Annotated in this window: 12 protein-coding genes and 1 pseudogene; 4 read left to right on the top strand and 9 right to left on the bottom strand. The window is 58.3% G+C overall.

The features are described 5' to 3' along the window. The 4 genes and pseudogenes from J3350_RS14130 to J3350_RS07465 all read right to left on the bottom strand — a co-directional run. Window positions 1-405 (bottom strand): annotated as a pseudogene (locus tag J3350_RS14130) (tyrosine-type recombinase/integrase); the annotation flags it as partial. A gap of 319 nt (window positions 406-724) precedes the next feature. Further along, a complete protein-coding gene (gene gap, locus J3350_RS07475) occupies window positions 725-1,756 on the bottom strand; it encodes a type I glyceraldehyde-3-phosphate dehydrogenase (protein WP_207686192.1) in 1,032 nt (343 codons plus the stop codon). A 198-nt stretch (window positions 1,757-1,954) separates the two neighbouring features. Next, complete coding sequence (locus tag J3350_RS07470; protein ID WP_207686191.1) at window positions 1,955-2,740, bottom strand: hypothetical protein; 786 nt, start codon at window positions 2,738-2,740, stop codon at window positions 1,955-1,957. Then, a complete protein-coding gene (locus J3350_RS07465; protein ID WP_097791884.1) occupies window positions 2,740-4,110 on the bottom strand; it encodes a citrate synthase in 1,371 nt (456 codons plus the stop codon). The genes J3350_RS07470 and J3350_RS07465 overlap by 1 nt, the downstream gene beginning before the upstream one ends. A 182-nt stretch (window positions 4,111-4,292) precedes the next feature. Between J3350_RS07465 and J3350_RS07460 the strand changes: the two genes are divergently transcribed. Then, the gene (locus J3350_RS07460; protein WP_207686190.1) at window positions 4,293-5,300 is read left to right on the top strand and encodes a SpoIID/LytB domain-containing protein; all 1,008 of its coding nucleotides are present in this window, start codon (window positions 4,293-4,295) and stop codon (window positions 5,298-5,300) included. 67 nt (window positions 5,301-5,367) lie between these two features. Here the strand turns inward: J3350_RS07460 and J3350_RS07455 are convergent, their stop codons facing one another. After that, entirely contained in the window at window positions 5,368-6,078 is a 711-nt protein-coding gene (locus tag J3350_RS07455) for a hypothetical protein (protein WP_242700183.1), read from the bottom strand. A 266-nt stretch (window positions 6,079-6,344) separates the two neighbouring features. On the opposite strand from J3350_RS07455, the gene J3350_RS07450 reads away from it, so the two are divergent. From J3350_RS07450 to J3350_RS07440, 3 genes are all read left to right on the top strand, one after another. Then, window positions 6,345-7,343 (top strand): glycosyltransferase family 2 protein, encoded by a 999-nt coding sequence (locus J3350_RS07450; protein ID WP_207686189.1) that lies wholly within the window; start codon window positions 6,345-6,347, stop codon window positions 7,341-7,343. Between the two features lie 210 nt (window positions 7,344-7,553). Then, window positions 7,554-7,754, top strand: a complete 201-nt coding sequence (locus J3350_RS07445; protein WP_207686188.1) for a hypothetical protein — start codon at window positions 7,554-7,556, stop codon at window positions 7,752-7,754. A 132-nt stretch (window positions 7,755-7,886) separates the two neighbouring features. Beyond that, window positions 7,887-8,255: a hypothetical protein gene (locus J3350_RS07440; RefSeq protein ID WP_207686187.1), complete on the top strand. Its 369-nt coding sequence runs from the start codon at window positions 7,887-7,889 to the stop codon at window positions 8,253-8,255. Window positions 8,256-8,515: 260 nt separating this feature from the next. On the opposite strand, the gene J3350_RS07435 is transcribed toward J3350_RS07440, so the two are convergent. From J3350_RS07435 to J3350_RS07420, 4 genes are all read right to left on the bottom strand, one after another. Then, window positions 8,516-9,502, bottom strand: a complete 987-nt coding sequence (locus J3350_RS07435; protein ID WP_207686186.1) for a TRAP transporter substrate-binding protein — start codon at window positions 9,500-9,502, stop codon at window positions 8,516-8,518. 124 nt (window positions 9,503-9,626) lie between these two features. Continuing rightward, complete coding sequence (locus tag J3350_RS07430) at window positions 9,627-10,928, bottom strand: TRAP transporter large permease (RefSeq protein ID WP_097792684.1); 1,302 nt, start codon at window positions 10,926-10,928, stop codon at window positions 9,627-9,629. A 3-nt stretch (window positions 10,929-10,931) separates the two neighbouring features. Further along, window positions 10,932-11,486 (bottom strand): TRAP transporter small permease, encoded by a 555-nt coding sequence (locus J3350_RS07425; RefSeq protein WP_005939311.1) that lies wholly within the window; start codon window positions 11,484-11,486, stop codon window positions 10,932-10,934. An 11-nt stretch (window positions 11,487-11,497) separates the two neighbouring features. Then, a complete protein-coding gene (locus J3350_RS07420; protein ID WP_207686185.1) occupies window positions 11,498-12,532 on the bottom strand; it encodes a TRAP transporter substrate-binding protein in 1,035 nt (344 codons plus the stop codon). Window positions 12,533-12,623 lie beyond the last annotated feature (91 nt).

Genomic DNA, 12,623 nt, shown 5'->3' with positions numbered 1-12,623 from the left:
GTACTTGACGAGCTGCTTGGAGAGTGCGGGCGATTTGGGCACGACCCGTTCCTTGCTGCCCTTGCCATGCTTGACCAGAATATAGTCCTGCTTGATATCCTCCGGCTCCATCAGGATCATTTCGTTGCAGCGCATCCCGGTATCAAACAGCAGCATGATGATGGTCTTGTTCCGCACGTCCAGAAAGTCCTTGCCGTCGTAGAACTGGATCATCCGCTTCATCTCAGCCGCTGTAAAGGTATCGATGATCGTCCGGGGCTGACGGAGGCACTTTACCTTTTTGGCCGGATTGTCCCGCTCCTCCAGATAGCCCTCATTGACTAGATAGTTGAACCATGTGCGCCACACCTTGAGCAGGTCGTTGATATAGCGGGACGTACTGCCCGCATCCTGCTTTTCCTTCATCAGGTCCCGGATGTGGCGGGGACGGACGTCTTCCAGCTCAGTGATCTGCTTCAGCTCCAGATATTCCAGCAAAAAACAGGTCGCAGCCTTATAATTGCGCAGGGATCCTTTAGCCAGATGGCGGCATTCACAGTCGTAGATAAATTCATCGCGGAGATCTTTCAAACACATAAAAAAACACCCTTTCCTTCATGGCGGACCACAAAAGAAAGGGTGAAAAATCGCTAGATATGGTTGTCGTACCAAATCAGGCTTGTTCGTAGTTGAGCAAGACAAACTCCAGCCGACAAATCATCCAATTTTTAACGCAGCTGCGCGATTAGCAGTTCTCTGCGAAGTACTTAATGGTACGGACCATCTGAGAGGTGTAGGAGTTCTCGTTGTCGTACCAGGACACGACCTGAACCTGATAGGTGTCGTCGTCGATCTTAGCGACCATGGTCTGGGTAGCGTCGAACAGAGAACCGTAACGCATGCCGATGACGTCAGAAGAGACGATCTGATCCTCGTTGTAGCCGAAGGACTCAGAAGAAGCAGCCTTCATTGCAGCGTTGATGGACTCCTTGGTGATGTCCTTGCCCTTGACGACAGCAACCAGGATGGTGGTAGAGCCGGTGGGAACAGGCACACGCTGAGCAGAGCCGATCAGCTTGCCGTTCAGCTCAGGGATGACCAGGCCGATGGCCTTGGCAGCACCGGTGCTGTTGGGGACGATGTTCTGTGCGCCAGCACGAGCACGGCGCAGGTCGCCCTTGCGCTGAGGACCATCCAGGATCATCTGGTCGCCGGTGTAAGCATGAACAGTGGTCATGATGCCGGAAACGATGGGATAGGTCTTGTTCAGGGTGTCGGCCATGGGAGCCAGGCAGTTGGTGGTGCAGGAAGCAGCGGAGATGACCTGATCCTCAGCGGACAGGGTCTTCTCGTTGACGGAGAAGACGATGGTCTTCAGGTCGTTGCCTGCGGGAGCAGAGATGACGACCTTCTTTGCGCCAGCCTGGATGTGAGCCATGCTCTTCTCCTTGCTGGTGTAGAAGCCGGTGCACTCCAGAACGACATCAACGTTCAGCTCGCCCCAGGGAGCATCCTTTGCGTCCTTAACGGCATAGATCTTGATCTCCTTGCCGTCGACGATGATGGAATCCTCGGTAGCCTCGACAGTGTGCTTGCCTTCGCCGATCTTGCCGCAGAAGGAACCCTGAGCAGTGTCGTACTTCAGCAGGTGAGCCAGCATCTTGGGGCTGGTCAGGTCGTTGATTGCGACGACCTCGTAACCCTCAGCATCAAACATCTGACGGAAAGCCAGACGGCCAATACGACCAAAACCATTGATAGCAACTCTAACAGCCATGTTAATAATACCTCCTAAATGTTCTTACCCTTTTTCATCGGATAATCTCACGGTATCTTTATTGTAGTCCAAAACGCGAAAAGTTTCAAGTGTCTGCTAAAAAATTAACAACTCGTTTGTTCACTTTTTGGCTTTTGTATGATTTTTGTCCCTTATCTGGGCCGGTTTTCAGCAATTCAGCCAACAGAGTGCTGGCCTTTACTTCTTTCTGGCCGCAGGCCCTGCGGTGCGCACGGTGCAGAACACGCCCAGCGTCCCAAGGCAGGCCATGCCCAGACCAAAAAAGATGGAGGGCAGCGCCGTGAGGACGAACTGTGAGGGCATCGCCAGCGTCAGGGTCTGGGGCAGCTCCCAGCAGAAGCCGAGGACAAAGGCTGCCAGACCGGAGGCGCACAGGGCTTTCCCATCCGACGTTTCGGGCATCCAGAGCGCCCGCACCAGACTGGACAGAAAGACGAGCATCCCCAGCAACACCCAGACCTGCGCCGTGGGTGAGACGCGGTGCCAGCTGGAGCTGTTCTCCATGAAGCGGCTCAGAACGCACCAGTAGAACACCAGTGTGCCCCAGATGCCGGAGGCCATGCTCTTTGTGGGCGGCTGCCAGTCCTTCCGCAGCCAGCTCTTCGCCAGCCCGGCCAGCCACTGGCCACACAGAATTTCCAGTATCGCGCGAACAAACGAGCCTGCGCCAGTCATTCCAACGGCGAAGCGCAAAAATCCTGCGGCAGTAAAGAATGCCCCTGCCATCACCGTGACGATGCCGGACGGTTTGCAGTGGTCCTGCAAGTTCTTCGGCTCACAGGCCAGCTTCCGGCCCGCAAACAGGCTCACCAGCACCGCGATGCCCAGCGCAGCATACCGCAGCCAGACCGAACCGGCGATGCACAGGCCGCTTTCCAGGTCGGTCCAGAAGCCCAGATCCAGGCCCCGTCCAAGGGCCAGTGCCGTTCCTACAACAAAAACAAGTGTGAGTAATGGATTCATCAGCGTTCCTCGATCGGTTTATATTTCTGGCGCACGCCCAGATACTTGTAGGCGGGCCGGATGATACGGTTGGCGAAGATGACCTCCTCCACGCGGTGGGCGCACCAGCCCGGCACACGAGCAATGGCAAACAGCGGGGTGTAGATGTCCTCGGAGATGCCCAGCATGTTGTAGATCAGCCCGCTGAACAGGTCCACGTTGGCGCAGACGGGCTTCGTGCTGCCCTTTTCCTCAGCGAAGATGCCGGGGGCCAGCCGCTCGATGCTGCACAGCATGTTGTACTCTTCCTCAAAGCCTTTCTCGTAGGCCAGGTGTCTGGCGCGGTTCTTCAGGATGACCTCGCGGGGGTCGCTCATGGTATAGACCGCGTGGCCCATGCCGTAGATGAGGCCGGAGCCGTCGCCCGCCTGCTTACGGAGGATGCGGCGGAGATACTCGCGGACCTCGTCGTCATCGTCGGGGTGCTCGACATGCTTCAGGATATCCTGCAGCTGGCGGTTGACCATCAGGTTCGCGCCGCCGTGCTTGGGGCCTTTCAGTGCGCCGATGGCCGCCGCGATGGCCGAATAGGTGTCGGTGCCCGAAGAGGACAGCACACGGGTGGTGAAGGTGGAGCAGTTGCCGCCGCCGTGGTCCGCGTGGACCAGCAGACACATATCCAGCAGCTTGGCCTCCTCGTGGGTGAACTTCTGGTCCGGGCGGTAGGTGCTGAGGATGTGCTCCGCCGTGCTCTGGCCGGGCTTGGGCAGATGGAAGAACATGCTCTGCTTATCGTAATAGCGGCGCTTCATCTGGTAGGCGTTGACCATCATGGTGGGCATGCTTGCAATGAGGTTGATGCTCTGGTTCAGGATGTTCTCCAGGCTCAGGTCCTCGGCGTGCTCATCGTAGGAATACAGGCCCAGCACACAACGCTGCAGCTTGTTCATCACGTTGGGCGAAGGCGCGTTCATGGTGTCCATGAAGCCATCGGGCAGTGCACGGTGCTCGGCCAGCAGCGCACAGAAATCGTCCAGCTGGGTCTGGGTGGGCAGGCTGCCGAACAGCAGCAGCCAGATAACCTCCTCAAAGACGAAGCGGTCGTTGCGGTAGGCTTCTTCCACGATCTCCTCGATGTTGACACCGCGGTAGATCAGCTTGCCGGGGATGGGGATGACATGCCCCTCCTGGTCCTTTTTGTAGCCGACGACGTCGCAGACGTTGGTCAGGCCTGCCAGCACACCGGTGCCATCCGGATTGCGCAGGCCGCGCTTGACCCCCAGCCGCTCACTGGTCTCCGGGTCGATGTAGTTGTTGGCAATGTACTCTTCGCAGAGTGTCTGCATCGTCTGCGGGTCCAGCGTTGCCACTTCTGCATGTTGATAGTTCATGCGCAGGTTCCCCTTTCTGTTTCGAATTTCTTATACCTTTCCCTGCCATCCGCGCTGATGGCACATATCTATCATAGCGCTTTTGTGAAATAAATTCAAGAAGAAGATGAAATCTGCGCTTTTTCTCCGCATGTTCCTGCTACACTGGCCCAAACGAAACTGCCTGTCCGGGAGGGGCTGCTATGAAACGTTCCTTTTTTCTGCTCTGTGCCGTGCTGTTCGTGCTGGGCAGTCTGCTGCCGCTGGCCGGATACCGGCTGGCCAAAACCGTGCTGGGGCCTGCGGCACCGGCGTCGTCCGCCGCGGCCCCGGAACCGGAAACGCCCGATGCCGCCTCTCTGCCGCCCTCCGACCGGGACAGCGAGACCTTTCTCATTGCCGACCAGAGCGATGGCGCGGTCGTGTCGGTGCCCCGCCGGGACTACCTCATCGGGGCCGTGGCGGCGGAAATGCCCATCACCTGGCCGGACGAGGCGCTGAAAGCCCAGGCCATCGCGGCCCACAGCTACGCCCTCTACTGCCGGGACCACGCACAGGACCCCGCCGCAGGCTGGCTCACCGCCGACCCGGCCCGGCGGCAGGGCTATCTGACCGATGCCGTTCTCCGCAGCTATTGGGGCACGGCCTATGAGGCCAACTACGCCCGGCTCTCGGCTCTGGTGGATTCGGTCCTGACGCAGGTGCTCTACTATGAGGATGCCCCCGCCGGGACCAGCTATTTTGCCATCTCCAACGGGCAGACCGAAGCCAGCGAGAACGTCTGGGGCACCGCCGTCCCCTATCTCATCCCGGTGGACAGCAGCACCGACCAGAACGCCGACAACTACATCTACACCGTCTCGTTCTCTGCCGCACAGCTGCAGCAGCTCCTGACCGGGCTGGGCCTCGCGCCCGACCTCTCCGCGCCGGAGGGCTGGTTCGGAGAGGCCGCCCTCACCCCCTCCGGCTATGTAGCCTCTCTGCCCGTCTGCGGCCAGACCGTGACCGGCCCGGCGCTGCGGAAGGCGCTGGGCCTGCGGAGCGCCTGCTTCACGGTGCAGTATCAGAACGGCAGCTTTTTCTTCACCACCAGAGGCTACGGTCACGGGGTCGGGATGAGCCAGTGGGGAGCCAGAGCGCTGGCCGAGCAGGGGCAGACGGCTTCGCAGATCCTCGCCCACTACTTCCCCGGCACCCAGCTGCGGCAGTGAGCCGCGCCGCGCCGACAAAAAACCGCCGTGTGCATCTGATCTGCACCCGGCGGTTTTTCGGTATCTTTTACTGGAACAGACTGTCCAGCCAGCTCAACGCGCTGCTCTGGGTCGTCGTCTCCGTCGTGGGGGTCTGTTCCACCACGGTGGTCTCGGTGGCCGTCTCCGCAGCCGTCTCCTCGGCCACGACTGCGGCCTCCAGCTCTTCCAGACCGATGCCGTCGTCGTTGGCATCGGAAGTGATGTACCAGTAGCAGGACGCCCCAGCGATCGAGATGCTGGCGCTGGACAGCGGCACACGGCCCGCAGAAACGCCGTTCGCCGGGTCTGAGCAGTAGAAGACGCCGTTCGTGTAGTCGGTCAGCAGCACCGCGTGGGGCTGGCTGCGGTCATACAGGACGATGCCCTCCGGGTGCTCCTGCAAGATTCGGATGAGGGCTTCAGTCTTGGCCGCCTTGCCGGAAGGAAGGGTGGCGTAGCCAACGTGCATCGCATTGTATGTAAAACTGTGGGACAGACCGCCGGCCCACGCCGTGCTCTTGATGCTGTTCTCGGTCACATCGACCCATCCGTCCAGACCATCAAAGTAAGCGCGGCGGCGCAGCATCATCGCGGCCGAAGCCAGTGTGCAGGTGCCGCCCCGGCTCTGCTTGAAGTAGAACCCGGCGTCAACGTTTAAGTCCACGGCCAGAGCCGCAGGCAGAAGCGTCATCATCAGCGCCAGCGTCATGAGCAGCGCCGACAGTTTTTTCCATGCGTGATGCGGTGCAGTTTCCACGTTGTTCCATCTCCCTTGAATCGCGTCGTTATTCACTGCCGTAAAGTATACCAGCTTGTTACTCTTTTGTAAACAGTTGTTCAGCTTTTTTCTCATATTTTACACGATTTGGTCACAATTCAGGAGCAGATTGCACAAAAGGCACTTTTGTCTGTTGTGGTTTTCGTACAAAAGTCTGTTTGTTCTTTCCGTTTTCTTTTTGTGCAGATTATGGTATACTTTCAAGCAGGACCAACGAAACCGAAACTTTGCAGGAGCAGGTAGATATGAAAGCAACCATCGTCATCCCCAACATCAACGGCAAGGGCTGGCTCAGGGACTCCATCGAGTCCATCTATGCCCAGACCGAACAGGATTTTGAACTCATCGTCGTGGACAACGGCTCCACCGACGAAAGTCTGGAGCAGGCCCGCAGCTATTGCACCCGCCCGAACTTCACCCTCATCGAGAACGGCCGCAACACCGGCTTCTCCCATGCGGTCAATCAGGGCATCGCCCGCGCCAAGAGCGAGTTTGTGGTGCTCTTCAACAACGACGCCTTCGCTGAGCCGCAGTGGCTGGCGGAGCTTATCCGCACCGCCGAGACCGACCCCCGGATCTTCGCCGTGCAGAGCCTGATGATCCGCCACTTCGACCGCGAACTGGCCGACGACGCCGGGGACTACGTCACATGGATGGGCTTTGCCTGCAAGACCGGCGACGGCCGCCGGGCCAGCCGCTACACCAAAACGAAGCGCATCTTCTCGGCCTGCGGCGGCGCATCGCTCTACCGCAAGAGCATCCTGGACGAGATCGGCGGCTTCGACGAAAACTTTTTCGCCTACTTTGAAGACGTGGACCTCAGCTGGCGCGCCAACAACGCGGGCTATCAAAATGTGCTCTGCCCTGCGGCCAGATGCTACCACATCTGCGGTGCCAGCACCGGTGCCGTCAAGTACAACGCCTTCAAGAGCCAGCAGAGCGGCCGCAACAGCATCCTGCTCCCGCTCAAGAACGAGCCGCTGCTCATGCTCCTGCTCAACTTCATCCCGCTGGCGCTGGGCTATCTGCTCAAGTGCTACAAATTCCACAAGCAGGGCTTTGGTGAGGCCTGGGACAAAGGGATGCACGAGGCCTTTGCCCTGCTCCGCTCCGGCCAGCTCGGCAAGCGCCCCTTCCGCCTGAAAGACCTGCCCAACTACATCCTGATGGAACTGTGGATGATCTGGAACATGGTGCCGTATCTGTGGTATCGGCTGGTCATTGTCCGGTTCGACCTGAAATAATTTTGATACAGCAACACCCCCGGTGCTCGTTCCTGTCAAACGAGTGCCGGGGGTGTTTTGTATCCTTCCAGAGCGCAGTCTCAGCTTTTTTGGAAAAATATTTCAAACCCGTGCAATTCCGAGGGCGGCTCATTCGTATCCAGAATGTAGCGACAGAACCGGGTGTACACCCCGGCAGTGATACACACAATAAGAAGAGGAGACAATACTATGAAAAAGACGGTTTCTGTTTGCATGACGGCTGTGATGGCCCTTTCCCTGCTGGCAGGCGGTGCGGTACAGGCATACGCACTTTCGGCAGAGACGGTGGAACCAGTTTCTGCTGTGGCTGAGGAAAACTGTATTTCCAGCAGTTGGAAGCGCGCTTCCGACCCAGCACTGACCGAGAAAGTCCGCAAAGTGTTCGATTAGGCCTTTGATGGTCTGGAGGGCGTTTCCTATACACCTGTAGCCCTGCTGGCAAGCCGCACCACCGGCTTCGGTACCCAGTATCGCATTCTGTGCAAGGCGACTGTCGTCGTACCGGGCGCACAGGAAGAGTATGTGGTGGTCACGCTGCAGCACAGCTGGCTGAGCAAAGCAGAAATTCTGGACATCGGCGATCCACTGTGCCTGACAAATCTGGACTATGAAGAAGGCGCTGTGGGCACCTGGCAGGAAGCGGAGTCCCCCGCCATGACAGAGGAAGCCACGGCAGCGTTCAACAAGGCCACCGAGGGCCTTGTAGGTGTGGATTATGTGCCAGTGACCTTGCTGAGCACCCAGACCGTGGCAGGCACGAACTACCGCATCCTGTGCGAAGCAACCACGGTTTATCCGGGTGCTGAGATGCACTATGCCGTCGTGAACGTGTATGAAAGTCTGGAAGGCAATGCCAACATCATCAGCGTGACCGATGGATATGTGAGCTAAGGGAGAGTTTTTGATTCAGAAGGTCCTCCGCTGCACCTTGGGTATATTCAGCGGAAACATTTATTTTGATATTGCAAACAAGCCAGACCGGCGGGTCTGGCTTGTTTGCTGTTCCACGGAGTGGGCGTGGAGGAAAAGTGCTCCTGCGTTTCCAGCAGCTCGCCGATGGTATCGCACGCCGGAGGTGGCACGGCTGGGGTCCAGCTGGTGGGCGATCTTGGCTGTGAGCCTTTTTATTTGACTCGTCCCTTTCTCTGTTGTCACTCTGCCTGTATCTCCTCCACCAGCGGCAGATAGTCGGCACAGTATTTCCGGTACAGCGGCTGTACAAGTTGCCGGAAACTCTGCATTTCTTCTTCGGGCAGCGGCAGTTCGATGCAGCCGCCTGCAAGGGCTGCTTTGCGGGCGGCGGTTTCCTCCTGTGCCCAGAGCTGGCGCTCATACTGCGCCGATGCCCGGGCACACGCTTGCAGGGTCTGCCGGTATTCCTCCGGCAGTGTATCCCATGTGCGGCCGGAAGCCAGCTGCACCTCCGGTACGCGGCTATGCTCATCGGCCATATAGTACCGCGCCACCTTGTAGTGCTCCATGGAATAGTAGGCCGGCCAGTTGTTTTCGGCGGCATCGACCTGCCCGGTCTCAAGCGCCGAGTACACATCGCTGTACGCCGTGGTCTCCGGCACTGCACCCAGCAGGCGGATCATGTCGATCACGATCTGCGAGTTCTGCACGCGGATGGTCTTGCCCTGTAAATCGTTCAGGCTGCGCACCGGCTGACGGGCATAAAACGAGCGGGCACCCGCGTCGTACCAGCTCAGGCCTACCCGTCCCTGTGCGGTAAAGTTCTGCAAAAACTCAGCCCCGATGCTGCCATCCAGCACACGCCACATATGGTCGGCATCCCGGTAGAGATACGGCAGCAGCAGTACGTTGAGCCGGGGCAGATCGTCCGTGGCCACCGAGAGCGACACACGGGCAAAATCTACGCCGCCAATGGCAAGCTGTTCCCACACCTGCTGTTCCGAGCCGTACTCGCCGTTCGCCTTGACCTGAATGACCACCTTGCCCCCGGTCTGCTGCTGCACAAGGTCTGCAAAATACTGCGCGCCCTGCGTAGTGGGGTACCCGGCGGGCTGGTTGTCGGCATAGGTCAGCACATAGTCCGGTGTGGTCTGCGGCTTTGCGACACAGCCTGCCAGCTGCAAAGCCGCAAAGCCCAGCCCGGCTAAAAAAGTCCGTCTGCGCATGGTGTCTCCCTCCCTTTGCAGATAGTATAGCGCACAAGACTGCCTTTGCGCAAGAGACAGGAAAAGGCGGTGCCCGCCGCAAAGCAGGCACCGCCTTTTTTAGGAGAAGAAGGGAATGTCTCAGTTACATCAGGCCCATTGCCTGCGGCAGTGCGGTAGACACTGCCGGGATAAAGGTGACCAGCAGCAGGCCGCCGATGATGGCCACATAGTACATCAGCATGTACGGCATGACCTTGGAAAGCGAGGTGCGGCCCACCTTGATGCCCACGAACAGTGCGTTGCCTACGGGCGGGGTGATGTTGCCGATGCACAGGTTATACACGAGGATCAGACCGAACTGGATGGTGCTCATGCCAAAGCTCTGGCAGATGGGCAGGAACAGCGGGGTGAAGATGAGGATGGCCGGGGTCACATCCATAAAGGTGCCGGACACCAGCAGGATCACGTTCATGATGAGCAGAATGATGTACTTATTGCTGGTCAGGCTCAGCAGGGCTGCCGCCACAGCATCCGGGATCTGCAAAAAGGCCATGACCCAGCCCAGAATGTTGGAAACGCCTACAAGGAACACCACCATGCCGGACATCTTGGCAGAGTCCACGATGATCTTCCACAGGCTCTTCAGGTTGATGGAGCGGTAGCAGAAAGCAAGGATCAGCGCATAGACAACGGCAATGGCAGAGCCTTCGGTGGCAGAGAACACACCGCCGATGATGCCGCCGATGACCACGATGATCAGGGACAGGGAAGGCAGAGCGCGCAGGGTGCAGATGCCGAGATTTTTCCAGTCAAACTTACCGGGGGTGCCTTTATAGCCCAGCTTGACCGCCAGCAGTACGCCCACCACGCAGCAGCACAGCGCCCAGATGATGCCGGGAATGTAACCGGCCATGAACAGCGCAGCCACAGAGGTGCCGCCGGATGCCAGCGAGTAGGTAATCAAGGCGTTGGACGGCGGGATCAGCAAACCGGAGCAGGAGGAAGCGGCGTTGGTGGCAGCGGTCACGGCGGGGTCGTAGCCCTGCTCGTCAGCACCGTCGCGGATCATGGAGCCAACAGCAGCAGCCGCAGCGGAAGCAGAACCGGAGATGGCACCGAACAGGGCGTTGGTGCCGATGTTGGTCACCAGCAGTGCGCCGGGCATCTTGCCCAGAATGGCCATGACGAAATCCACCAGACGCTTGGCGATGCCGCCCTGATTCATGATGTTGCCGGCCAGAATAAAGAACGGGATGGCGGTCAGGCTGAACTTGCTCATGCCCACAAAGGTGCGCTGGGCAGCGGTCAGCACGGCAACATTCAGATCAATGGAAGAAAGAATGGCAGTCAGGGAAGAGACTGCAATGGCGTACGAGATGGGCACGCCGAGGAACAGCAGCACCAGCAGCACTGCCAGAATTACGAGTAACGCTTGAATTGCCACAGCTTAGTCCTCCTTATTTTCCTTGTCGGCATCGGCAGCCATTTCGGCTTCCACCTTTGCAAAGTCTGCATCCTCCGGGGTATCCAGACAGATGGAGCCGTTTGCAATGCCGATAATGTTCAGCACGGAATACACCAGAATGATCACGCCGCAGATGGGCATGACCCAGTAGAACACGCCCACGGCAACGCCCAGCGAGGAGGTCTGCTGTCCCATAGCCAGCTGGGACACCTGAAAACCGCCGAACACCAGAATGGTCGCAGAGAAGATGAAGGCGATGACCTCAGCAAAGATGTGGAACGCCTTGCGCATGGTGGGGTTGAACCGGTCCACCAGCACGGGAATGTTCATGTGGCCGCGCTCGCCGGAGACGATAGTGGCACCCAGCATGGTGCTCCAGCCGAACAGATAACCCACCAGCTCTTCCGACCATGTGGAGGGAGAGTTGAAGATGTAACGCACGATGACCTGATAGGTGGTCAGCACCACCATGACTGTCATGCTCAGACCTGCCAGCAGGTTGAGCACCTTGTTCAGGGTATTTCTCAGTTTTTCCATGATGCTCCTCCTCAGTCCGCAGTATGGGCAGCGTTGTGCTGCTGGATCAGGTCATAAATGGGCTGCAATTCCGGGTTTGCTGCCAGCACAGAATCGTGCAGGGGGGCCATAGCCTCCTGAAACGGTGCAGTGTCCGGGTAAATAAAGTTGACATGCTGCTCATTCTCGGCCTTATCTTTCGCCTCAGCCACAGCATCCTCCCAGGCGTCCTGCTCAGTGCTCTTCACGATCTGGAAGCCCTCTTCAAAGATTGCGCGCTCCTCGTCACTGAGTTCGTTCAGGAAGGCGTAGTTTGCCACCAGCAGATCCGGCACCATCTGGTGCATATCGTAGGAGTAATACTTGCAGATATCGCCGTGACCGTTATCGGTCAGAGCCAGCTCGTTGTTCTCGGCACCATCCAGAATACCGGCCTGCAGTGCGGTGTACACATCACCGAAGCCCATGGGCGTAGCAGTGCCACCCAGCAGACGCATCATTTCCACGTTGGTGGGCGACTGCTGCACACGGATCTTCAGACCCTTCAGGTCGGAGGGCTGGTTGATGGGGGTCTTGATGGTGTAGAAGTTGCGGGTGCCGGCATCCAGCCATGCCACTGTTTCCAGACCGGCCTTGGAAGTGGTCTTGAAAATGGGGTCTGTCACTTCGGGGTCGTCCATTGCCTCGTGGTAGGCTTCTACGCTGGAGAACAGGTAAGGCAGGTTGAAGATCTGGTATTTGGCACTGAAGGTCTCCATGATGGCAGTGGACGCCACCACAAAGTCGATGGCACCAGTCTGGGTCAGCTGCACCATTTCGGTCTGGGAGCCCAGCAGTTCGCTGGGGTACACCTCCACACGGTACTTGTCGCCCAGCTTCTCGTTGATGTAGTTGGCAAAGGCTTCCAGCCCCAGATGATCCGGATGGGTCTGGGACTGCACATGGCCGATGCGCACGATCTTGCGGTCGTCACCGGAGCCGGCACCGCAGCCGGTAAGCATCATGCTGCTGGTCAGTGCCGCTGCGCCCATCAGCGACAGAAACGTTCTTCTCTTCATGAATGGCATCCTCTCTTTTCGCGTTCTTTCTATGATTATATTTTAACAACTCGTTCATTTTTGCGAAACCGGATTATTTTGTGAAACGCAGTACGATTTT

Source organism: Faecalibacterium sp. Marseille-Q3530, from assembly GCF_017377625.1.
Taxonomy (GTDB): Bacteria; Bacillota; Clostridia; order Oscillospirales; family Ruminococcaceae; genus Faecalibacterium; species Faecalibacterium prausnitzii_E.
This window is presented reverse-complemented; position numbering and strand designations above follow the sequence as displayed.